Source organism: Pseudomonas sp. 22085, assembly GCF_052045815.1.
Taxonomy (GTDB): domain Bacteria; phylum Pseudomonadota; class Gammaproteobacteria; order Pseudomonadales; family Pseudomonadaceae; genus Aquipseudomonas; species Aquipseudomonas glycinae.
The window spans coordinates 319,679-342,980 of the sequence record NZ_JBQEQA010000002.1; the positions used below are offsets into that span (position 1 = coordinate 319,679).

Annotated in this window: 20 protein-coding genes; 8 read left to right on the plus strand and 12 right to left on the minus strand. The window is 61.0% G+C overall.

The window, feature by feature from the left end:
* Positions 1–395: 395 nt before the first annotated feature.
* Positions 396–776 carry a DUF6124 family protein gene (locus tag ACTJK7_RS03710; protein WP_108560862.1) on the plus strand — a complete coding sequence of 127 codons (381 nt, stop codon included), beginning with the start codon at positions 396–398 and terminating at the stop codon, positions 774–776.
* A 71-nt stretch (positions 777–847) separates the two neighbouring features.
* Positions 848–1,075 (plus strand): type II toxin-antitoxin system RelB family antitoxin, encoded by a 228-nt coding sequence (gene relB, locus ACTJK7_RS03715; protein WP_108560865.1) that lies wholly within the window; start codon positions 848–850, stop codon positions 1,073–1,075.
* Positions 1,076–1,252: 177 nt separating this feature from the next.
* Here the strand turns inward: relB and ACTJK7_RS03720 are convergent, their stop codons facing one another.
* From ACTJK7_RS03720 to ACTJK7_RS03735, 4 genes are all read right to left on the minus strand, one after another.
* Positions 1,253–2,704: a curlin gene (locus tag ACTJK7_RS03720; protein ID WP_103387229.1), complete on the minus strand. Its 1,452-nt coding sequence runs from the start codon at positions 2,702–2,704 to the stop codon at positions 1,253–1,255.
* 26 nt (positions 2,705–2,730) lie between these two features.
* Complete coding sequence (locus tag ACTJK7_RS03725) at positions 2,731–3,195, minus strand: curlin (RefSeq protein ID WP_064595177.1); 465 nt, start codon at positions 3,193–3,195, stop codon at positions 2,731–2,733.
* Positions 3,196–3,265: 70 nt separating this feature from the next.
* Positions 3,266–5,500, minus strand: a complete 2,235-nt coding sequence (locus ACTJK7_RS03730; RefSeq protein WP_108560871.1) for an Ig-like domain-containing protein — start codon at positions 5,498–5,500, stop codon at positions 3,266–3,268.
* A gap of 35 nt (positions 5,501–5,535) precedes the next feature.
* Complete coding sequence (locus ACTJK7_RS03735) at positions 5,536–6,882, minus strand: hypothetical protein (protein ID WP_064378919.1); 1,347 nt, start codon at positions 6,880–6,882, stop codon at positions 5,536–5,538.
* A gap of 413 nt (positions 6,883–7,295) precedes the next feature.
* Between ACTJK7_RS03735 and ACTJK7_RS03740 the strand changes: the two genes are divergently transcribed.
* The 5 genes from ACTJK7_RS03740 (at position 7,296) to ACTJK7_RS03760 (ending at position 15,802) form a co-directional block, all read left to right on the plus strand.
* Positions 7,296–8,744 (plus strand): sensor histidine kinase, encoded by a 1,449-nt coding sequence (locus ACTJK7_RS03740; RefSeq protein ID WP_108560874.1) that lies wholly within the window; start codon positions 7,296–7,298, stop codon positions 8,742–8,744.
* Positions 8,745–8,903: 159 nt separating this feature from the next.
* Complete coding sequence (locus tag ACTJK7_RS03745; RefSeq protein ID WP_108563659.1) at positions 8,904–11,711, plus strand: multicopper oxidase domain-containing protein; 2,808 nt, start codon at positions 8,904–8,906, stop codon at positions 11,709–11,711.
* A 17-nt stretch (positions 11,712–11,728) separates the two neighbouring features.
* The gene (locus ACTJK7_RS03750; RefSeq protein ID WP_234420610.1) at positions 11,729–12,799 is read left to right on the plus strand and encodes an SCO family protein; all 1,071 of its coding nucleotides are present in this window, start codon (positions 11,729–11,731) and stop codon (positions 12,797–12,799) included.
* Positions 12,800–12,903: 104 nt separating this feature from the next.
* Positions 12,904–14,397, plus strand: coding sequence for a sensor histidine kinase (locus ACTJK7_RS03755; protein ID WP_064378922.1), 1,494 nt, complete (start codon positions 12,904–12,906; stop codon positions 14,395–14,397).
* Positions 14,366–15,802: a sigma-54-dependent transcriptional regulator gene (locus tag ACTJK7_RS03760; protein ID WP_064378923.1), complete on the plus strand. Its 1,437-nt coding sequence runs from the start codon at positions 14,366–14,368 to the stop codon at positions 15,800–15,802. The genes ACTJK7_RS03755 and ACTJK7_RS03760 overlap by 32 nt, the downstream gene beginning before the upstream one ends.
* Here ACTJK7_RS03760 and ACTJK7_RS03765 read toward each other — a convergent pair.
* On the minus strand, positions 15,793–16,161 hold the full coding sequence (locus ACTJK7_RS03765; RefSeq protein ID WP_108560880.1) for a hypothetical protein: 369 nt from the start codon (positions 16,159–16,161) through the stop codon (positions 15,793–15,795). The two genes, ACTJK7_RS03760 and ACTJK7_RS03765, sit on opposite strands and share 10 nt — an antisense overlap.
* 174 nt (positions 16,162–16,335) lie before the next feature.
* On the opposite strand from ACTJK7_RS03765, the gene ACTJK7_RS03770 reads away from it, so the two are divergent.
* Positions 16,336–17,142, plus strand: a complete 807-nt coding sequence (locus tag ACTJK7_RS03770; protein ID WP_323151233.1) for a class I SAM-dependent methyltransferase — start codon at positions 16,336–16,338, stop codon at positions 17,140–17,142.
* A gap of 12 nt (positions 17,143–17,154) precedes the next feature.
* On the opposite strand, the gene ACTJK7_RS03775 is transcribed toward ACTJK7_RS03770, so the two are convergent.
* The 7 genes from ACTJK7_RS03775 to ACTJK7_RS03805 form a co-directional block, all read right to left on the minus strand.
* Positions 17,155–17,463 carry an addiction module antidote protein gene (locus ACTJK7_RS03775; protein WP_085748448.1) on the minus strand — a complete coding sequence of 103 codons (309 nt, stop codon included), beginning with the start codon at positions 17,461–17,463 and terminating at the stop codon, positions 17,155–17,157.
* A gap of 2 nt (positions 17,464–17,465) precedes the next feature.
* Entirely contained in the window at positions 17,466–17,759 is a 294-nt protein-coding gene (locus ACTJK7_RS03780; protein WP_108560887.1) for a type II toxin-antitoxin system RelE/ParE family toxin, read from the minus strand.
* A 148-nt stretch (positions 17,760–17,907) separates the two neighbouring features.
* Positions 17,908–18,600, minus strand: a complete 693-nt coding sequence (locus ACTJK7_RS03785; RefSeq protein ID WP_440781006.1) for an N-acetyltransferase family protein — start codon at positions 18,598–18,600, stop codon at positions 17,908–17,910.
* 151 nt (positions 18,601–18,751) lie between these two features.
* Positions 18,752–20,530: a hypothetical protein gene (locus ACTJK7_RS03790; RefSeq protein ID WP_440781004.1), complete on the minus strand. Its 1,779-nt coding sequence runs from the start codon at positions 20,528–20,530 to the stop codon at positions 18,752–18,754.
* A gap of 109 nt (positions 20,531–20,639) precedes the next feature.
* On the minus strand, positions 20,640–21,419 hold the full coding sequence (locus ACTJK7_RS03795) for a ChbG/HpnK family deacetylase (RefSeq protein ID WP_323151237.1): 780 nt from the start codon (positions 21,417–21,419) through the stop codon (positions 20,640–20,642).
* On the minus strand, positions 21,391–22,578 hold the full coding sequence (locus ACTJK7_RS03800; protein WP_108560896.1) for a GNAT family N-acetyltransferase: 1,188 nt from the start codon (positions 22,576–22,578) through the stop codon (positions 21,391–21,393). The genes ACTJK7_RS03795 and ACTJK7_RS03800 overlap by 29 nt, the downstream gene beginning before the upstream one ends.
* Positions 22,579–22,582: 4 nt before the next feature.
* Positions 22,583–23,272: a GNAT family N-acetyltransferase gene (locus ACTJK7_RS03805; RefSeq protein ID WP_108560899.1), complete on the minus strand. Its 690-nt coding sequence runs from the start codon at positions 23,270–23,272 to the stop codon at positions 22,583–22,585.
* Positions 23,273–23,302: the final 30 nt, after the last annotated feature.

Genomic DNA, 23,302 nt, shown 5'->3' on the forward strand with positions numbered 1-23,302 from the left:
TGCTTTTGCTTTGATCGTTCCCACGCTCCGCGTGGGAATGCAGCCCGGGACGCTCCGCGTTCCATTCTCGAATGTTTAAAAGTTGTGTCTGTTTCAGCGATCCTTCCCACAAGGTTTTCAGGTTGTCCGTCGGAAGCGCGGGCTCTAGCCTGTTTCGGTCGCTGCCAATTCAGCGATCGGGCATGGAAACCCGCATAACAACAGAGCGCACAAGCGCCATTCATAACGTATCCTGCGCACCCTCATGGTGTGCACTTTGTTATGGCGGCTGTGCGTAGGAGACCTCGTGTCTGCCGGGTTGCTCTGTCCCGGGTTTCCAGCCTGCGTACAGCTGCCACCTATTCGCTTGGAAACCGAATAGGGCCAGCTATAACCGTCATACAGGGTAAAAAATCATGAAGAAACCAACACCCAACCCACCCGAAACCCAAGCCAACCCCGAAACCGACCCAACCTCCCCATACACCTCCACCACCTCCAGAAAACTCCACGAAGCCGCCGAACGCGCGCTCGATCATTACCTCTGCCCCGGCGCCCACATCATGGGCAGCGTCAACGAACCCGCGCGGATGTACCTCGCCAACCCGGCCTACAACACCGAATCCCTGCTCGCCAACGCCAGCGAATCCCTGGGCTCTGCCAGCGAAATGCTAAACAACTTCGCCGCCACCCTCGACCCGGCCCACCGCAAGACCGCCCTGGGCATTGCACAGATCCTCATGCTGGGTGAACTGGCCGTGAATCAGGCCTTGGATCACGTCGAACTGAAGGGCTGATCCAGCACATGCCCAATAAAAAACGCGGCCCAGCAATGGGTCGCGTTTTTCACATTCGAACTGGAGTCACCATGGATCCCCTGATCTCCCCAATCATTTCAGACTTCGAAAGCGAAGAGCAGGCCGCCAGCTACGACCGCTGGTTCCGTGCCGAAGTCCAAGCGTCAATCGATGACCCGCGTTCAAGTATTCCGCATGAGCAAGTGATGGCTGAAATACAGGTATTGATGGAAGAGGTTCAACGCAGGTACGAGACACTTGAGGCGTCGAACAAGGACTGCACCGCAGCACCAGATTGATCGTTCCCACGCTCTGCGTGGGAATGCAGCCCCGGACGCTCCGCGTCAAATTCGCGAGCTGGAACGCGGAGCGTCCCTTGAGGCATTCCCACGCAGAGCGTGGGAACGATCAATACCCAATCATCAGCGCAAAAAAAAACCGCGACCTCAAGATCGCGGTTTTCCAACACCCAACACTTACTGCTGCAAAACCGTCGCCTGGTTAGCCGACCCGAACTGTTGAATGGTCGCGGTCTGTGTCATCCCGCTCTGATCCACATTGGCAATGTTCCCCGTCCCGCCCTGGGTCACGTACGCCACGTTCATGGTGTCAGCCTGTTTGACGGTGATCATGTTGTCGCTGCCATACAGCTGCGCGGTGTAAGCCTGGTTGCCGGTGCCGGATTGATCGAATTCGGCGCTGTTGCCCGAGCCGTTCGATGAGCCCTGCACCAGGTTGGTGGTGCCGCGTTGGTCGGCGATGAGGATGTTGTCGCTGCCGTTCTGGTCGAAGTACAGCTCGTTGTAGGAATCCGCCTGGCTGACCGTCGTCTTGTTGCCAGTGCCGGTCTGATTGGTGGTCATGATCTGGCCGATGCCGTCCTGGGTGAAGCTGGCGATGTTGCCGTTGCCGGTCTGATTGACCGTGGCGCGTTGGTTGCTGCCGAACTGGCCGCCATGTTGCGGGCCTTTCCAGTTGCTGGCGTAGACCTTGTTGTCGTTGCCCACCGAGGTGGCGTTGAGGGTGTGGCTGTCGCCGTTCTGGTAGGTGAAGTGCACGTTGCCGTTGCCGACTTGATACAGGGCCAGGGTCGAGTTGACCGATTCGAACTGGTCGGCATAGATGGCGTTGGTGTTGCCGACCTGGGTGACGGCGGCGGTGTTGTTTTCGCCGAAGCTCTGGTCGACCACGGTTTCGTTGCTGTCGCCGTACTGGTTGACGGTGGCCTGGCTGGCCAGTTGCGAGTCTTGCCAGATTTCGGTGCCGTTGAGGTTGCCGAACTGGTTGATGGTGATATTGCCGCCGGTGCCGTTGCGCTGGTCGCCGTAGGCGTAGTTGCCTTCGCCGGCCTGGTTGATCCCGATCTGGCCGCCGTTGTGCAGCACTTGTTCGGCGGTGCCGTAGTTGGCGGTGCCGTACTGGGTGATCACCGAGCTGTTGCCGGTGCCTTCGTACAGTTGCTCGATGTTGGCTTCGTTGCTGTCGCCGAACTGGAAGGTCTTGCCTTCGCTGCCGTTCTGCGAGTCCTGATAGACGAACGAGAAATTGCCGGTGCCTTGCTGTTGTTGCAGGGCCTGGTTGCCGGCGCCGAAACCGAGAGACTGGCTGGCGTGGGCGGTGTTGAAGGCACCGGTCTGTTGTTGGGTGATGGTGCTGTTGTCTTCGAACAGCTGCTCGGCGTAACCGGCATTGTAGTCACCGACCGCGTCCTGGGTGATGACGCTGGTGGCGGTGTCCTGCACGGCGGCGGCGTTGTTGCCCTGGCCCAGTTGGGTCTGGGTCGCGGTGCTGAACGGGGCCTGGGTCTGCTTCACATCAGCGATGTTGGCCGTACCGAACTGGCTCTGGGTGGAAAGGCTATCGTCGGCCATGGCCTGGGCACTGATCATGACCAGGATGGCGGCGGTGAGGGGCGTCAGTTTGAACATGATGAACTCTCCGATGATTGCAGTGCTTAGCGATATTGCTTGACCGAAACGCTCATGCCGTTGCCCGACTGGGTCACGGCGCTTTGCAGCCCCGTGCCGGCCTGCTCGATGCTGGCGTCGTTGTTGTTGCCGTTTTGCGAAATCTGCGCACGGTTGTGGCTGCCGGTTTGCGTGATGGACGCGGCGTTGCCGGAGCCGTTTTGCGTGATCAGGGCCATCAGGTCGCTGCCTTGTTGCAGGATGTACGCCTCCTGATTGCTGCCCGACTGCACGATCCTGCCCAGCAGCGACTGACCGTTTTGCGACAGCAGCGCGAGGTTGACCTGGCCGTTCTGGTCGATCAGGGCTTGCTGGCCCACGGGAGGTGGCAGTTCGCCGAGATCGGCGCTGTTGGGCGCCAGGTCGTCGTTTTCCATCAGGTCGTCGGCGCGCACGCCCGCACTGACGCACAGGGCGAGCAGGCAAAGCAGGGCGGCGGTCGGCGTGTTCATGGCAAATATCCTCTCGGGCGTTAACCGTTGAGCGTTGCCCCGCCTGCCCGAAAGCAGGCGGGGCACTGGCTCAGAGCGTGGTCACCGACACCGTCCGCACGGTGCCCTGGGACGAACGGATAGTGGCGGTCGGGTTGGCTGATGGCACGACCAGCGTGTTGTTCAGCGTCAGCCGCCAGCGTCCGGTCACCGGTACCGTGGTGGTGCCCAGCGTTACCAGCCCGGTCGGAGTGGTGACCTGCACGGTGATGGTGTTGCCGGTGGTCACTGACGAGGTGCCGGCGAAGTCCCAGTTGAAGCGGCCGCCGGAACGGGCCTGCACGGTCGAGGTGGTGATCGTGAAGGTTTCCGCCGCTGGCCGTGGCGACACTTGCACCGTGACGGTCGCCGGCGTCGACTGGGCGCCGAAGCTGTCCCGGGCGATGTAGGTGAAGGTCGTGGTGAAGGCTGTGGTCACGGTGGCCGGTGGGGTGTAGGTGATCACCGTGCCGTCGGTGCTGACCGTGCCGCGTCCTGCCGGCGGTTGGGTCAGGCTGGCGACGCCCAGCGGTGTGTTGCCTTCCGGATCGGTGTCGTTGGCCAGGACGTTGATCGGGATCGCGACACCCAGCGTGGCGACGCTGTCGGCGACGGCGGTCGGTGGCCGGTTCGGCGCGACGCTGATCGTTACCGTGGCCGGGTTCACCGAGGCCAGGCCTTTGTTGTCCTGGGCCTTGTAGGTGAAGGTGGTGGTCAGCGGAGTATTGACCACGGCTGGCGGGGTGTAGACCACCGACGTGGTGCCGTTCAGGGCCACGGTGCCTTGACCGGCTGCCGGTTGAGTCAGCGCGGTGATCGTCAGCGGCACGTTGTTGTCCGGGTCACTGTCGTTGGTCAACAGGCTGAGGGTGATCGGCACGCCGAAGCTGGTGCTGCCGGTGTCGGCGTTGGCCAGTGGCGCCTGGTTCTCACCGGTGTCCGGTGCTGCACCGACCACTACGACTGGCTCGGTATCGCTGCCGCCGGCGGCGGATTTGACCGTCACGGTGGCGGGTGGCTGGGTCAGGTCGGCCACGGTGATTTTTTGCAGGGTGCCGGTTTTCGACAGGCGTCCGTAGCCCTGCGCAACCATGTCCGGCACCGCGACTTCATCGGTCGAAGTGGCTTCGATCAGCAGGCTGTGGTTGGCCCAGCTGTAGCGGGCGGTCTGGATTTTCACCACGTCGGTGAGTTTGGCCGAGACAGCCGTCGGACGGGTCGTACCGGCCGGGTTGGTCGCGGTCACGACCACCACCGACGGCAGGGTGCCGGTACCCAGACGCTGGCCGAAGAACAGTCCGTTGTTGTCACCCAGCAGGCTGGTCTGGCACGGCGTCGGTGGTGGGCCGGGGAGCAGCGCCAGGGTTTCGCGGAAGCACAGGGTCGAGCTGCTGTCGGCCTTGGCGAACACTTCGGCGCGCACACCGGCCGAGGTACGGCGATAGGTGGCGCGGTCGACGGCGACGTGGGTTTGCTGACGGTTGTCGAGGACCTTGCCGGCGACGGTGAACAGGTTGGTCTGAATCGAGCCAACACCCGACGGACCGTCAATCCGCAGGAAGTTGGTGTTGAACGGGCTGCCGGTCACCGCTTCGGTGAGGTTCGGGTCGCCGACGAAGGTTTCGATGCCGCCGGTGTCCGGGTTCACTTCGGTGTACGGGCCGTTGATGCTGCGCAGGAACGGGCCGATGGCGCCGTTGAGCGCTCCGCTGAAGTTGCCCGGCGCACCGATGCCGATGTCTTTGGTGATGTTGATCGCCCGCCGGCCAGGGGTGGTGACGTTGACGGTTTCAACGCCGTACGGGTGGGTGATGGTGTAGGTGCCGGCCACCGGGACGTTCACCCGGATGCGGATCCGCGCGAAGCTTTGCTGATCGCCATCTACCGGATTCCCCGAGGCGAACGCCGCTTCAATCCCCGCCACGTAGGCATCCACGCCGAAACCGGCGCCGTTGTTCGGGATGGCGGTTTCAGCCAGGAACCAGAACGCCTCTGGCGGCCAGTTGTCGGGGAACACCATCGGCAGGGTGTCATCGAACACGCCCGGTTCCGGCAGCAGGGTGCACATGTAGGCCGGCGGGGTGCTGACCGGCACCCGCGAACTTGCGGCGCGGGACTGGCAGAGCTCCATCGACAGCAGGTTGTTGTCCTGGTACCACATCGGGAATTTCCCGGTGGCGAAGGTGTAGGGGCCGGGATCGACGGCGGCCAGTTGCGCGAACGCACTGCCGGTCAGCGAGATTGTCAGCCCGAGCGCGTTGAGCGCGAAGCGTGGCCACTTGTTCATGATGCCTCCTGATGCGGATCTGGGCATGTGAGCGTTCATTGCACGATGACCACTTCTTCGGTATCGCTGCCGCCGTTGGACGACGTCACCCGAACCTTGGCCGGTGGTATCGGCGTGATCCCGGTGGCCAGGGTTTTCTCCGCACCGTCGCCACCCAGCGCACCGATAGCGGCGCCGGTGTCGGAGGTGGCGGTGAGCACCGGTGGCGAGGTTTCGTCACTGGTCGTGGCCACCACGGTCAATTGCCCGGAACTGAGGCTGTACTCGGCGCGCTGGATCACCACCAGGTCGGTCAGGGTCATGGGCAGGGTGGTCGGCGAGCTGGTGGCGATCGCCAGGTGGTTGTCGGCTGTCACTTGCAACACGGCCGGCAAAGTCGGGTTGACCGCCGATTGCGCATACCAGCTGCCGGTGCTGTCGGCTTCTGTCATGTTCACCACGGGCGTGCTGCTGGTGATGGCCGCGGTGCCCGGTGCCGGCGGGGCTTTGACGAACACGTCTTGTTGGGCCACTGGTGCGCTTTCACCGGGCTTGCGCGAGTAGGTGCTGCGCTCGGTGATCAGAGGCGTTGGCCGCACCACTGTCGACAACTTGCCGGACACGGCGAAAGTCGTGCTGCGCAGGTCGATGCCACCGGGGCCTTCGATGCGTACGAAGTTGGTGTTGAACGGGCTGCCGGTTACGGCCTCATTGAGGTTCGGATCGCCCACGAACTGCTCGGCCGCACCGGTCAAAGGGTTGGTCTCGGTGTAGGGCCCGTTGACGCTGCGCAGGAACGGACCGATGTCGCCCTTGAGCGCGCCGTCATAGGTTTGCGGAGTGCCGATGCCGATGTCGCGGGTCATGTTGATCGCGCGCCGGCCGGGGGTGTCGACGGTGAACACATCGACGCCGTAGGGGTGGGTGATGACGTAGGTGCCGGCGGTGGGCACATCGACCCGGATGCGGATCCGCGCGAAGCTGATCTGGTCGCCCTCCACCGGATCACCGGCGGCAAAGGCAGCTTCGACGGCGCTGACGTAAGTCAGATTGATGCCGCGTGCCGCATCGACGATGGAGGTATCGCCAGTGAACCAGAAGGCTTCATCGGGGAAGTTGGTGGGGAATACGAGCGGTTGCGTGTCATCGAACACGCCGGGGGTCGGCAGCAGCGAGCACATGTACGACGGGGCGCCCGGGGTGCTCGGCACGCGGGAGCTGAGTGCTTTGGACAGGCACAGATCCAGGGTGCGACCGTGGGTGTCCTGATACCAGCTGGCGAAACCGCCATTGGCCGGTGTGTAGGGACCCGGGTCGACGGCGAACAGAGCGGCCTGGGCAATGCCCTGGGCCAAAGCGCTCACGACCAGGACGGTCGCGGTTTTGGACAGTAAAGGGTGCATGAGTTAATCCCTCTATCAAAGTACCTGCCCCTTGGGGATGGGTCAGTTGCTGAGGGGCTTTACAACTTCCATACCAACGACCGGCCAACCGGCGGCAAAGGCCCGTGGCGCAAGGGTTCGCGCGTTTACGCGTAGGTTGTGGAGACAGCGTGGATAGGGCGACATCCCCCAGCATTGGGGATTGTGGGGCGGGCGCTGCGCAAAAAACTGAGGGAGCTGGCTTGCCAGCGATGGCGTCGTGTCAGTCACTACTTTGGGCACTGGAAGTCCGCTATCGCTGGCAAGTCGAATCGTCGCACCGCAGCTCCCACAGGGTTTTGTGGTTATCCGGGTGGCTTGTGGGGCACCCGCATCCGGGCAAACACCCAACCGTGGGCTATAACCCTATAGGGACGTATCGGGAAGTCGCCGCCATGAACATGCAGTCACAATCGCTACCGGTCGAGGAGGGCAGCCAGCGGCTGAACTCGCGCAAGCAGCCGTTCAACCTGTTGCGCTGGTTTTCATTGATCAGCATGGCGGTGATCGGCACCGTGGCGGTGGCGCTCGGGGCGGTGTCGACACGGTTCGTGATCGAAGAAAGCGTGCAGCGCGATGCCTTGCTGACCGCGCAGTTCATTCAGGCCATCGCGTCGGCGGAAGTGCGCCACGTCTCGATTCCCAATATCCGCACCATGGGCGAGTTGCTCGACCCTCGTCAGGACAACGATTTTCCCGATGTCGACCCGCAGGCCCGAGCCAGCGCCAGGGGTGAGTTTCTTGATCACATCGAGCATTTGCCGGATGTGATCCTCGCCAATGTTTATGCGCCGGATCGTACCGTGATCTGGTCGACCAACCCGGCGCTGGTCAACACCCGCATTCATGCCGACGAAGATCTTGACCGGGCGTTCGATCAAAGGATCCCGGTGTCGGCGAGTTACCACAACGTAGACAAGGGCCGTGAAGAACAGAAGTTCGTGGTGCCGCCGGAATACATCTTCATTGAAAACTACATTCCACTGTTCGACGCCGAGGGCAAGAACGTCACGGCGATGGTCGAGATCTATAAGGAGCCCAAGGACCTGATCGCCCGCATGGAGCGCGGTCTGGCGCTGATCTGGCTGGCCACCGCGCTGGGCGGCGGGCTGATTTACCTGGGGTTGTACTGGATCGTGCGTCGGGCGGCGATTCTGCTGGCAGCCCAGCAGAAACAACTGATCGCCAACGAAACCTTTGTCGCGCTGGGCGAGATGTCTTCGGCGGTGGCCCACAGTTTGCGCAACCCGCTGGCGACCATTCGCTCGAGCGCCGAGCTGGCCCTGGAATTCGACGCCGGGCCGGCACAGAAGAACATCAAGGACATCATCGGCCAGGTCGATCGCATGTCGAAGTGGGTGCGCGAACTGCTGCAATCGCTGCGACCGCTCAATGACGACCCGGAACCGGTGAACCTGGTGGCGGCGCTGCACGACAGCCTGATGGCTTTCGAGCAGCAGATTGCCAAGGCTGGCGTGCACGTGGTGTTTCAACCTCAGCAGACGCCGATGGTGCTGAGCCATCCGGTGCAGCTCACACAAATCCTCAACAGCCTGCTGGCCAACGCGCTGGAAGCGATGGACAAGGGCGGCACACTGACCATCACCCTCGAACCGAGCGACAGCCGTGGCGTGAGCGTCATGCTCAGCGATACCGGCAAAGGCATGAGCGAAGAGCAGCGCAGCATGGCGTTCCGGCCGTTCTTCACCACCAAACAGGGCGGCCTCGGCGTCGGGCTGGTGCTGGTCAAACGGATCATGGAGCGCTTCGGCGGAGGCGTAAGCCTCGACAGCCGGGAAGGCAAGGGCACCACCGTTCGTCTGGCGTTTCAACTCATTCAGTAAATTGGGGTGAACTTCTCCCCAGCAGTGGGTGTCAGGCCCCAGTCACCGGGGAGTGGGGCATGCAACAGCGCTCGCAAGCCCCTGTAACAACTGGAAATGATTTTTTGGCGAGTTAATTGCAAAACACCATCACCCCTTCCTTAGATGAGGCGGCTGATGATGGACAGAGCAATGCGTGACCCCAAAAAGCTGTTCCTGTTGACGCCACTGAGCGTCTTCTTGATGTTGGCCCTTGGCCAGATGACCGGGGTGCGAGCGAGCCCGATCGACGACGAAAATCAGCCGGAGGCCTCCGACCCGTCGGCCTATTACGACGAGCCCGCAGACCGCGCCGGCGCGCTCAACGCCATCCTGACCATGCCCGAGGCCAACGTAGACTCCTTCGATCTGCCTGATGGGGTCAAAGGCACGCGGGATACGACGCGCACGGAAAACATCCTGCCGCCCACCGTCCAGACCAGTTTCAATTACCCCACCAACGGCAAGCCGAGCCCGCTGTACGGTGCCCAGCCGTTCACTCAGCAACTGGTGCTGTTCGAAGAGTTCGGCCCGGAGAAACTCGACCCGACCACACCGGCCGCGCCGTTGAGTTTTCCGCCGGCGGCCATCGGCCCGGCGCCGGCGCAAGACCCGAACAACATCGCCCGCAGCGCGCCACCCGGCACGGCGCTGGATGCGTTTTTGCGTCAACCGGGGCTCACGCCATTTCCGAGCCAGTATGCCAACACGGTTGACCGCAACCCTTGGCAGGCGCAGATCGAACTGTTTCTCAACCGTCACATCGGTTCCTCCGCCGAAGGCCGGCCACCGGGAAAAGGCTGGGCTCATCAGCGCTGGAACGAGTTCTACCCGCAAGTGGCCTACAAGACCGTGCAGACCGGCGCGCGTCTGAACGGTGGTCTGCGTGACAGTCGGCAGATGCACGGTTACGCCGTCGGCGAATTCGGCCCCGGCGGTCTGTACCACAACGTCGCGGGCGTGCCGGCGACCGATGGCACGGCCAAGGGTGTCGACCCACGGTTCCACCCGGCGATGCCGGTGCAGGACCACAACTCGGTGTGGACCTTCGACGGCACGCTGCCGCCGAAACTGTTGATGGTGCGCTACGGCCAACCGGTGCTGATGCGGCACTACAACGGCTTGCCGATCGATCCGTCGGCCAACCGTGGTTTCGGTCTGCACACCATCACCACCCACGAGCATAACGGCCACGCCCCGGCGGAAAGCGACGGTTATGCCAACGCGTTCTTCTTCCCCGGCCAGTTTTACGACTATCGCTGGCCGATCCAGCTCGCCGGTTACGACAGCATCAACACCAAGGCTGAAGATCCACGCGCCGCATTCCCGTGCGCACCGGGGGAAACCCTGTGGGTCAATGACCTGCAGCCTGCGAAAAAGACCTGCGACCACGGCACCATCAGGATTCGTGGCGATTGGCGCGAAACCATGAGCACCCACTGGTTCCACGACCACATGCTCGATTTCACCGCGCAGAACGTCTACAAGGGCAACGCGGCGATGATGAACTACTACAGCGCCCTGGACCGTGGCAACGAATCGGTGAACGACGGCGTCAACCTGCGTTTTCCCAGCGGCAGCGCCTTGCCATGGGGCAACCGCGACTACGACGTCAACCTGGTGTTCGCCGACAAGGCCTGGGATCAGCAGGGTCAGCTGTGGTTCAACCCGTTCAACACCGATGGCTTCATCGGCGATCAGGTGCTGGTCAACTGGCAGTGGAAACCGACCCTCGACGTGCGGGCGCGCAGTTATCGCTTCCGCCTCCTCAATGGTTCGGTGTCGCGCTACTTCAAGCTCGCCCTGGTGCGTGAAGTCAAAGGCACCGGCGGCGAATTCCAGGGGCCGAGAAACTCCGGTGTGTCGTACAGCCGCGTGCCGTTCCACATGATCGCCAACGACGGCAACATCATGGAACACAGCGTACCGTTCGACGGCACGATGGACCTGGATGCCGACGGCGACAAGCAGAACCACAACGCGATTCTGCCGACCCAGGGCATCGCCGAGCGGTTCGACATCATCGTCAACTTCGCGAAAAACGGCATCAAGCCGGGCGACAAGCTGTTCTTCGTCAACCTGCAGGCCCAGGACGACGGCAAGGGCCCGAAAGAAGTGATCCCGCTGGCCGACGTGCTGTCGGAGAAATACCTGGCAGTCATCAAACAGACCAGCAAGGGTCCACAATGGGATCGGGGTGACCCGGTGGTAGGCAAGGTCCTGCAACTCAACGTCAAGGCTTATACCGGCCAGGATCTGTCGATGAACCCGGCGGCCTACGAACCGGCCAAACCGGGCAAGGCCGAAGGCCTGGTGATGATTCCGCTGAAGATCCACCGCGACAACGCTGCCGACAAGGCATTGCTGGCCAAGGCGCTGCACCGGACCTTCACCTTCGGTCGCGCCGACGGCACCGATGAAGCGCCGTGGACGATCAAGACCGATAGCGGTTTCGGCTTCCACATGGACCCACGCCGGTTGAATGCCTCGACCAAACTGGCCAGCGGCCCGACCGACGCCGGGGTCAACGGCATCGGCACCCTGGAAGTCTGGAACATCAGGGCTGGCGGCACGGGCTGGAGCCATCCGGTGCACGTGCACTTCGAGGAGGGGATCATCCTCAGCCGTGGCGGCAAGGCCCCGCCTGAGTGGGAAAAATGGGCGCGCAAGGACGTCTACCGGATCGGTTCGGAGGCCGACGGGCTGGACAACGTCGAGATGGCGATCAACTTCCGCGAGTTTGCCGGGACCTACATGGAGCACTGTCACAACACCCAGCATGAGGACAACTCGATGCTGCTGCGTTGGGACCTGGAAAAACCCGGGCAACTGCAGTTGATGCCGACACCGCTGCCGAGCTGGGATGGCGTGCGCTACGTCAACTCCGCCGCGCTGCCAACCTTCCGCACCGGCGACGGCTTCGGCCCGCAAGTGACCGTGAAACCATGAAAAGGGAGGGAGCCGACATGAACCAGCCAACGCCGCGCTCCCGCGCCCTGGGCATGCACCTGATTCTGGTGCTGGTCACCTGCCTGCTCGGCAGCCAGGTGCTCATCGCCCATCAGGCGCAGCCCGAAGGCGCCAGTGAATCCGCCACCCCGTGGGGTGGCGACTATTTCCCCAACACCCTGCTGACCGACCAGGACGGTCGGCAGGTGCGCTTTTTCGATGACCTGATCAAAGACAAGGTGGTGGTGATCAACTTCATCTTCACTTCGTGCAGCGACTCCTGCCCACTGGAAACCGCGCGCCTGCGCCAGGTGCAGAAACTGCTGGGGGACCGGGTCGGGAAAGACATCTTTTTCTACTCGATCACCATCGACCCGTTGAGCGACACCCCCGCAGTGCTCAAGGCCTATGCGCAACGCTTCAAGGTCGGCCCCGGCTGGAAATTCCTCACCGGCGAGTTCGAAGACGTCACCGAGCTGCGCAAGAAGCTCGGGCTGTTCATCGAAGGCGTCGACAACGGGCGCACCAAGGACCACAACCTGAGCCTGATCGTCGGCAACCAGAGCACCGGGCGCTGGATGAAAGCCTCGCCGTTCGAAAACCCATGGATCCTCGCCGACCAACTGGCCAACACGCTGCAAAACTGGAAACAGGCCAGCACCGAAGAAAGCTACGCCGACGCCCCGCAGATCCGGCCGCCGAGCAATGGCGAAGAACTGTTCCGCACCCGCTGCGCTTCGTGCCACAGCCTCGGCCCGCAGGATGGCGAAGGCATCGGCATGCGCAACATCGGCCCGGACCTGATCGGCGTGACCCGTCAGCGCGACGCGGCCTGGCTCAATCGCTGGATCCGCGAACCGGATCGTGTTCTGGCGGAGAAAGACCCGATCGCACTGCAACTGTTCGAGCAATACGAGCGTATTCCGATGCCCAATCTGCGCCTGGACGAGGCCTCGGCGCAGTCGATCATCGACTTTCTGAGTGCCGAAACCGAGCGTCAGCATCCGTCCGAGCAGCCCTTGGCCGACGGGACATTGACGCCAGTAAAACCGGGTTCTGCGAGCGAAGCGGTGAGTCGTATGCAGTAGCGGCTAAATAGCATCATTGAACCGTGTGTCACGGTCATTGCCACCTACACTCATTCGAGAAGGCGGCTGTAACGGGCTCGACACAAAAAAGCCAGGGCAATCCCATGCAGCAACTGGAAGAACAAAAAACAGCAGCGCCGAACATAGCGTTGGCAGCCATCAAGAGTTGGGGCGGGCAGTTCAATCTGCTGCGCTGGTTCTCGCTGGCCAGTTTTTTCATCATCGCGGCCGTGGCGCTGGGGCTGGGGTATATCTCCACGCGCTTCGTGGTCACCGAAAGCGTGGAGCGCGATGCGCTGCTCACCGCGCAATTCGTGCAGGCCATCGGCGATGCGGAAATGCGCCATGCCAACATCACGCCGCAACGGACCATGGGCGAGATGCTCGACTCACGCCAGGACGGGAACTACCCCGACGTCGATCCGCTGTCCCATGCAATGGCCCGTGCCGAGTTTCTCGATCACGTCGAACACTTGCCGGATGTTCTGCTGGCCACGGTGTACGCCCTGGACCGCACGGTTATCTGGTCGACCAACCCCGAGCTGATCAACGTCAAGTTCGAAGACGACGACGAGCTGGATGAGTCGTTCGAGATGAAAGTCCCGGTGTCTTCCAGTTATCACAAGATCGACGATGAAAAACCCGAGCAGCGGCTGTCTCGCGAACCCAAATACCTGTTCATCGAGAACTACATTCCGATGTTCAACGCCGACAAAAGCAAAGTGGTCGCCATGGTCGAGATCTACAAGGAACCGGCGGATCTGGTCGACCGTATCGACCGAGGGTTCGCCTCGATCTGGGCTGCGACGATCCTCGGCGGCGCAGCGATTTACCTCGGCTTGTTCTGGATCGTGCGGCGCGCCTCGACGCTGCTGCAGAGCCAGCAGCAGCAACTGATCAGCAATGAAACCTTTGTCGCTCTGGGCGAGATGTCTTCGGCGGTGGCCCACAGCCTGCGCAATCCGCTGGCGACCATTCGTTCCAGCGCCGAGCTGGCCCAGGAAATCGCCAGCCCCGGCGCGCAACGCAACATCGGCGACATCATCAGCCAGGTCGACCGCATGTCGCGCTGGGTTCGCGAACTGCTGGTGTCGTTGCGCCCGATGAGTGACGACGGCGAGGCGGTGGACCTGCTGGCGGCGGTCGAGGACACCCTGGGGGCGTTTGATGCGTTGATCCGGCGCAACGGCGTCGAAGTGCGATTCGCACCACAAGATTGCCCGCCGGTGGTCAGTCAACAGGTGCTGCTCACGCAAATTCTCAATAGCCTGTTTGCCAATGCCCTGGAAGCGATGCCCAGAGGCGGCGTACTCAGTGTCGAGATTGAAACGGCGCAGACCGGTCAGGTGCGCATGACCCTGAGCGACACTGGCAAAGGCATGAGCGCGCAGCAGCAACAACTGGTGTTCAAACCGTTTTTCACCACCAAGCAGGGCGGCCTCGGGGTCGGCCTCGCGCTGGTCAAGCGAATCATGGAGCGGTTTCAGGGTTCGGTCATGCTGACCAGCCGCGAGCAGGAAGGAACCCGCGTCAGTCTCAACTTTAGAGTGGCATCGGGAGGGGAATATGGAACACAGCATTCTGCTGGTCGAGGATGACGAACTGCTGGCCGAGAATATTCAGACCTACCTGGAGCGCAAGGACTTCGAGGTGACGGTCTGCCACTCGGCCGAGGACGCGCTGGGGCAACTGGAAAGCTTCATGCCGGACATCGTCCTGACCGACAACTCGCTGCCGGGCATGAGCGGTCACGATCTGATCCAGAAGCTGCGCATCAGCGCGCCGGACCTGAAAGTGATCATGATGACCGGCTACGGCAACGTCGAAGACGCGGTGGTCGCAATGAAGGAGGGCGCCTTTCATTACGTCACCAAACCGGTCGCGCTGCCGGAACTCAAACTGCTGCTGGACAAGGCCCTGGCCACCGAACGGATGGAGCGCACGCTGTCGTTCTATCAGGAGCGTGAGGCGCAGAAATCCGGAGTACAGGCGCTGATCGGCGAATCGGCGCCGATGCTGCATTTGAAGAACACCATCGGTCAGTTGCTCGAAGCCGAGCGGCGCATGACCAACGGTGATCTGCCGCCGGTGCTGGTGGAGGGCGAAACCGGTACCGGCAAGGAACTGGTCGCCCGTGCGCTGCATTTCGACGGCGCGCGCAGCAAAGGCCCGTTCATTGAATTCAACTGCGCGTCGATTCCGGCCAACCTGGTGGAGTCGGAGCTGTTCGGTCACGAGAAAGGCGCGTTCACCGATGCCAAGGACCGCCGGGTCGGGCTGGTGGAAGCCGCTGATGGCGGCACGCTGTTTCTCGATGAAATCGGTGAAATGGATCTGGTGCTCCAGGCCAAACTGCTGAAACTGCTGGAGGATCGCACCATTCGGCGGGTCGGTTCGGTGAAGGAGCGCAAGGTCAACCTGCGGGTGATCAGCGCCACCAATTGCAACCTTGAACAGATGGTCCAGCAGGGCAAGTTCCGCCGCGATCTGTTTTTCCGGCTGCGGATCATCTCGATCAAGGTGCCGCGTCTGTACGCCCGTGGCGAAGACATCCTGCTGCTGGCCCGGCACTTCCTCGCCAGTCACGGCAAGCGATATGGCAAACCGAACCTGCATTTCAGCGATCAGGCCGAAGAACTGCTGCTCAGTTACACCTGGCCGGGCAACGTGCGCGAGCTACGCAACATGCTTGAACAGACCGTGCTGCTGGCGCCGAACGACACCATTGCCGCTCATCAACTGAACGTGTGCATGAGCCTGTGCGATGAGCTGCCACCGCAGCATCAGCACGAGGTACAGCACCCGCACTTCGAACCGCGCCCGGCGAGCAACACCGAGTCGATGAACCTGCCGGAGGTCGAGCGCGACATGGTGCGCAAGATGCTCGACAAGACCGACTGGAACGTCACCAAATCGGCGCGCCTGCTGGGCCTGAGCCGCGACATGCTGCGCTACCGTATCGAAAAGCTCGGCCTGGCGCGGCCGGACAAGCGTCAGTGGTAAACGGCGGTGCTGCGTGGATTCGGCGAGCCGAGGCATTCCAGCACGCACGTCGGGTCCAGCACCTCGTCGTTGACGTAAATGCCGCGCTCGGCATCGTAGGTGCGGATAAACACCCGCACCGTCGCATCGGCCACGGTCGGCAGTTGCGAGTCATGGAATACACGGCGATCCGGGATGACGATGAAATCCTGCGGCGGCGTGTCATCGAACGGCCGAGGCGGCTGGGCGGACAGCGACGGTGGAGCAGGGTGGGCAAAGGGCTGGTCCGCCCCGTAGTAGTTGAAATTGCTGTCCAGCGCCTGCGCCTGGGCGGCGGCGAGCAGACAGGCGGACAACAGCAGTCGATTGAACATTCCCATGGCAGCACCTGTGGAAGCGGATTTCCCCAAGGCTGTTAACTATAGCTGCCCGCGTTGCAGGCGTTGGTGCAGGCGCTGGTGCAAACTTGTCGGCTTACAAGTTCGCAACAACCTGTAACGCGAGGCTGAACTAGACTCGGGCCGCTCAATGGTGAGCATCGCCCGGAGTGCGCCATGGAAGTGCCGAACAATAAAAACGCCGTCGAGAGCAATCGTCAGGCGTGGAACGATTCCGCCCGTCATCACCAGGACTCCCCCGACTGGCAGGCCTTGCTGACCGAAGTCACGCAGGCCGATTTTTCCTGCCTCGACGACACCCTTCGCGGCTTGCTCGAGCAGGTCGGTGTCGATGGCAAAGACGTTGTGCAGCTGTGTTGCAACAACGGTCGCGAAAGCCTGTCGCTGTTTGCCCTCGGCGCACGGAGCGTGGTCGGCATCGATCAGTCGAGCGCGTTTCTCGAACAGGCCCGCGAACTGAACAAGCGTTCGCCGCATAACGCCGAGTTCATCGAAGCCGATATTCATCATTTGCCCGAATCGCTGCGCGCCCGTTTCGACGTTGCGCTGATCACCATCGGCGTCTTTGGCTGGATGCCTGACATCGGCGAGTTCTTTCGCCACGTCGCCTCGACCCTCAAACCGGGCGGACAACTGGTGATCTACGAGACCCACCCGTTCCTGGAAATGGTCGACCCCGAGGCCGAAGACCCGTTTCGCCTCGCCAGCTCGTATTTCCGCGAAGAACCGTTCGTGCAGGAGGAGCCGATCGTCTACGTCGGCAAGGTCGAACAGCCGGCGGCGAAGTCTTACTGGTTCGCGCACACCCTCGGCGCGATCTTCACCGCCGCCCTCGAGGCCGGCCTGACCATCACGCACTTCAAGGAATACCCGCACTCGAACCGGGAAGAAGTGTATGACCAGTACCAGAACCGCGAGGCGCAGATGCCGATGTGTTTTACGTGGGTGGGGGTGAATCGCTGAGTAGCGCAGCCTTCAGGACGTGGAGTGATTCAGCACATGTCCCGGTTGCGCACACAGATCGATGCCAAGGGCATGAATGACTTTAAGTACCGTGTCGAAGCGAGGCTTGGCTCCCGGTGCGAAGGCCTTGTACAGACTTTCGCGCCCCATGCCCGAATCCTTCGCGATCTGCGTCATGCCACGCGCCTTGACGACATAACCGATTGCACGAAGAAACTCTTCGTTGTCACCGTCGGCCAACACTTGGGATAGGTATTCACTGATGGCTTCATCACTGTCCAGCAGTGCTGCCATATCAAAAGCTGTCAAAGTCTGGCTCATGGTTAAACCTCCTTTGCCATTTTTTTTGCACGTCTGATGTCCGCGCTTTGTGAGGATTTGTCGCCGCCGGCCAGCAAAACGATAACTACACCGTTACGCATCGTGAAGTAGACCCGATACCCGGCGCCGACATCAACGCGCATTTCCGACACACCATCACCTACGGGTTTAATGTCGCCTAGATTACCTGCTGATGCACGATCTATGCGACGGGCAATAGCTACCTTGGCACGGAGATCTCGAATAGAGGCATGCCAGGTCACGAACACGGATGTCTGTTGCACGAAATAGTTCATGGCTCGACTGTATCCATTTGGATACGGTCGAGCAGTCAGCCGGTTCTGTTATCGGCCTTGGATGTGTCGTCTGCAGGTGTAGGCAAGTAGTCTCAGATTATGTAGGAGCTAGCGTCTCCGATAGCTCCCACAGTGCTGCTTTGGACCTTCAAGCCTGCGCAGCCGCCGTCACCACCGGCCGTCCCGGTTTGCGCAGCGGGTCCAGGCGTGAGCCTTCGTAGCGGGTTTCGCGGAAGAAGCGCCATTTGCCGAACAGGCAATAGACGTGGGTGACGCGACCCTGTTCGTGGTAGCCCATGCGGATGTGCAGTTTCAGCGCCGGGATGTTGTGGGTTTCGCAGACGTCGACCACCTTGTTGCAACCCTGGGCGGCCATGGCTTCCCAGAGGGCGACCTGGACGTCCACCGACAGGCTGCTGCCGAAGTAGGCGCGGGTCATTTCGCCGCCGAACTCGAAGAACTCGCCGGGTTTGACCGGGAAGGTGCAGCCGTAATAGTGGCGGTCGTGGTAGTCACGAGTGCTGCCCCAGATAAATCCGACCGCATGGCCGTCGGCGTCCAGGTACATGTGCCCGGTGTGGCCCTCGTTGGCCAGTTCGGCCATGGTCTGCACGCGGTCACCGAAGTGTTTGGCGAACGCGCCGGCATTCTCGGCGGTGATGTCGACCTTGCGCAGGCCGTCGTAGGGGCGCAGCTTGTGCGGCGGTACCGGGCTGACCAGGTCGCGCTCCATCCACAACAGTTCCCAATGGAAGAACACGTAGCGTTTCCACAACGTGCCGAAGGTGCGGCCCAGGCCTTTTTGCTTGATACGTTCACGCAGCTTTTCAATGACGGTCATGATGCCCTCCGTGGCCGGAGCCAGGGTCTGGTGGGTGACGCTCCACTTGGGTATAGATGAGCGATGGTCAGTACATGGCAATCTTCTGTATCGAATTTGTTGCAACTTGTGTAAATGATTTGACACGGTTTTCAGGCGTCAAAATTACGCTTTATTCACAGGCTTGGATCAAGTCTGCCACTGTTCTCAGCGACCAATACTGGTACGGTTGCCGGCCGCTTGAGATGAATTGCAAGCGCATGCCCGGGAGCCATAATTTAAGTTCCGCTCGCTCGGATTCATGCCAAAGGCCACCCAAAGTATAGGGCTTGATCAGTCGAGATCGTGCTTGATCGAAGATGACGCCTTCAAACAGGCTGGCTGCTGCCATTTTTGGGGACTTGCAGTGAAGCTCGAGGTAGTGCTTTTGCGTCCAGGCCAGCACGGCATTTTTGAGTGTCTGACAGTTGCCCATCGCACGTTGATCTCTGGCGATGCCCATTACGCTCCAGCAAAAGCCCAGCAAGTAGGCACGTTCGTAAGTTGTGCGATGCAGATGGAGGTTGATTTCATCGATTATCTTGGCGCAGACCCATTGCTTGATCACGGAGGAGGCAGGGAAGTCGGATTCGCTATCGAAAAAGCGGCGCCAGATGATTTTTTTGTGCAGTTGGTCGCACAAGGCAACTGGAGACTGAACTTTCGCGGCATGGATGATAACGGTGTAAATCATCTCCGCCAGCAGATCGTAGTAGGTGGTCAATCCCGCAAAAATGTATGAATTGGCGGGTGGGCGCCCCGCTGATTGAATATATGTAGCGGCATTCTTTGCGAGCGGATGTTCATCAAAGAGATGCAGAACGTCATCGATGAACTGTGTGGCGATCCGGGCTTTTCTCAACGGTTCTGCAGTCACTCGCGGATCTGCCTGTTCATTGATCAAGTGCAGATCGGCCGTAGCCACCGCTATATTGTCCGACATGTCATCAAATGAATTGAATTGATTGCCAAACGCCCGTTTTACGTAATCCTCGAGCGTTTGCATCGTGACGCTGATCAGAACTTCCCACTGCCTTGCGTCCCACTGCTCCAGTTTATGTTGATCCAGTTTGAACAGAATCCCGAACGACTCAACCATTTCATGTTTGGAAAAGATCGCATTGCTGAATGGCTTTTCAACACCGTGGGATCCTGATTCGTATCCGCTTTGCTCGTGATATAGCTGAGAATCTTTATTTTGCAGCGCTTCGTTGACGATGTTTTTTGCGAGGATATTCATGCGTGCCGGAAATGCTTGCAGTTTGTTCACTGCATTGAAAAAGGCAATGCAAGTATCAGGCGCATTTGCAACCAGCGCTTTGCAAAAGCGCGGATCAGAAATCAAAAACAGTAACTTACTTGCATTGACGGTGACCCGGTAGGGCTTGTCATGGTTGGGGTCGCTGGGTGGCAGTTCGATTAATGCGTAGTGCATTATGTTGTCGACAGAAGTAAGCAATTCCTCTGCGAGAATCGCCATTTCCGATGTGTTGCCCCGGATGATGATTTTCTTGAACTGTTCCAGATAACGATCATCATTTAAACGGCAAAACTTCAACGGTCTGATGAAAGAAAAGAGCAACCAAACCAGAAAAGTCAGAAAGTACAGGCTTGCCAGCACAAGTTGCCAGGATTCTGGCGTAAGAAGCCAACCCTTGGGTACACACAGCTGTTGGGCGCGCCAGAAGTCGGTCAGGAGCGTCAACAGACCCACAAAGCCGACGGAGTAATAGGACAGCTTGAAAATGGAGAAGGGTGCCGTCTCCAATCTGAATTGGTACCGCGCACCGCTGATTGTCCAGGCAAGCACCAATAGCGCCGATGCTGCGAGAAAATCAGAAAAGCCAAAAAACTTCGGTGCATCCTTGACCAAGGGGAAAAAATCGGCTCCCCATTTGCAGGCTTCTTCCATGAAAACTTTCCCTGGCGAATTTGAGCAGAACCGGCATTTGAGCCAGTTGCTGAAGAATGATGCTAGGGTGCCACTATCTATACTGCAAAGTCTATTTTCCTGTGATCGATTACTCTGTGTGCATTCCAGCCGGACTCACGGCTCGATAACCGATCCTCGGCACTCCTTGTAATCGGCCATTCAACACCGCACTCAGAGACTCCCCTGGTTCAAGATACGCATCACCGAAGTCCGCCCCGAGCTGGTTCGGATGGGCGACGATTTCCAGCACGCCGTCGGTCGGCGCGGGGGCGTTGCGCAGGTCCACCGGGGTGCAGACGTAATCGGCAGTGACCCCGGCCAGTCCCTGCAAACGACGGTTGAGCAAGCCCTTGAACACACGTTTGGGCAGGCTGAGGTTTTGCCCCAGGTTGCGCGCCAGGCGCACCGGTACACCTTGATGGGCGGCGAAACGCGCGACGATCTCGCCGATCGGCCAGATGTTGTGCACGTGCTGATGCGAATCGAGGTGGCTGGGACGCACGCCATGATCGACGCAGCGCTGCCACTGCGCCTGCAATTCTTCCTGCACCGCCTCGCGGTCTTCCCGGCCCAGCCACAGGCTCTGGCGAGGCAGGTTGAGGTCGAACACGCCGTGGCTGTCGCAGAAGGTGCGACGCTGGAGAATGGCCCGGCTCAAGGGCCGACCGTAGGTCAGGTTGAAGTGCAGGCCGATCCGGCCTTCCAGCAACGGCAGCCGGGCCATGGCGCAGGCTGCTTCGAACGCCGGCATGTTGGCCATGGCCGTGGCGGAACTGATGACCCCGGCCTGGAACGCGCCGAGGATCACCGCGTTTTCGTTCGGACTGAGGCCGAAATCGTCAGCGTTGACTATGACTTGGCGAGGCATGTTCGCCCTCCTTGGTGGGGTTGATCACAGGTGTCACAATGACCGCCGCTCTGGCCGCCGCACGCTTCGCCCGCCATTGTTGCAACCCAGGCTTGAGCCGGTGCCAGACGCGCAGCCCCAGTCCCAGCAGCAGCCCGCTCGGGCGCCACGAGTAGAAGCTCCAGCGCCAGTGTTCCAGTTGCCCGGTCATGCGTTCGTGCAGTTGATGGCTGGAGTTTTCCAGGCTGACCCGCGAGGCATCGATCCAGCGCCAGTTGTCGTCCAGCCCCCAGCGAATCCATTCCTCCAGCAGCACCCGGCCGCTGCCCAGATCGGCGTATTGCGGCGGGAAGGCGAGGTTGTAATCGTAGAGCCGGCCCTGCTCGAACAGGCCGAGCCGATAGCTGATGCAACGTCCGTTGAGTTCCAGCATCACCACGCGCACCCGATCCGAAGCGGCGAGGGCGGTGAAAGCGTTTTCCATGCAACGGCGGCTGCGCTCGCTGGCAAAGATCCCGACGCCTTCGTCACCTTTCCAACTCACCGCTTCGACTTCGCTGATGACCTGCAGCAACGGGCCCATGCTGGTCGCGTCGGGCGTGATCCGCCGGACTTCGGCGCCGCACGCGGCAATACGCTTGCGCGCCCGGCGCAGTTTGTAGCGCGGGTCGCCCGAGACTTCCTGGCGGTCGGCGTCGCTGATCAGGTGCACCGGCACCCGGCAGCTCAAGCGACGTTCGCCGGTGGAGCTGTGGGCCATCCATTCGGTGAGCATGCTTTCGGCACCGACCGGCTCGGTGATTTCATTGAGTTGCAGCAGGGCGTGGGGCACTCGCTGGCGAATCAGCCGCAGGGCTTGGCGCATGTCGTCGGCATTCAGCTGTGATAACAACGCCAGGCGATCAGCCAGCGGATAACCCAGGTGATGCACCACCCGAAACGGCACACCGAAAAACCGTTCACGGCTTTTCACCAGCGGCAGGCACAGGCGCAATTCGTCCGCTTCCCAACCCAGCAATACGTGCAGCTGCTCATGCGTGTCGAGCGTCTGCTCTGCCGCACCCAGCCAGTCGAGGCTGTTGAACGGCGTGTGATCCGTCACCCGCAGGCGCAGCGCTTCATAGGCCGCCGCCGGGAAGTCGGGTGCGCACAACGAGGTGCGCCATTCGAATCGCGCCATAGGCTCAGGTCGCCGTTGCTGTGACAGGTGGACGGGAAGGTTTGCGCAACGCCTCCAGGCGCGAGCCGCTGTAGCGGGTTTCGCGGTAGAAGCGCCAGCGACCGAACAGTTTGTAGATGTTCATGATCCGACCCTGTTCGGTATAGCCCATGCGCAGATGCAGCTTGAGCGCCGGGATGTTGTGGAATTCGCAGACGTCCACGACCTTGTCGCAGCCCTGGGCGGCCATGGCTTTCCACAGTTCCAGTTGCAGATCCACCGACAGTTCGGTGCCCCAGTAGGCACGGGTCAGTTCGCCGCCGAATTCGAAGAACTCACCGGGTTTCACCGGGAACAGGCAGCCGTAGTAGTGCCGGTCGAAATAGTCTTGAGCGGTGCCCCAGATGAAGGCCACCGCATGGCCCTGATCGTCCAGGTGCATGTGCCCGGTGTGATGTTCCCGGGCAAGCTCCGCCATGGTGCCGACGCGGTCGCCGAAGTGGCGGGCGAAGGCGCTGACGTTGTCCGGGGTGATCTTCACCACCCGCAGTGGCGGGTAGGGCTTGAGGCTGTGGGGTGGCACCGGACTGACAAGGTCGCGCTCCATCCACAGCAGTTCCTGATGAGAAAAGACGTAGTGTTTCCACACCTTGGCCAAGGTGGCCCGCAGGCCTTTGTGTTTGATGTGATCGCGGATTTTTTGCAAAACATTCATGGTCGTGGCTCCTGATGACGAGTCATCGCG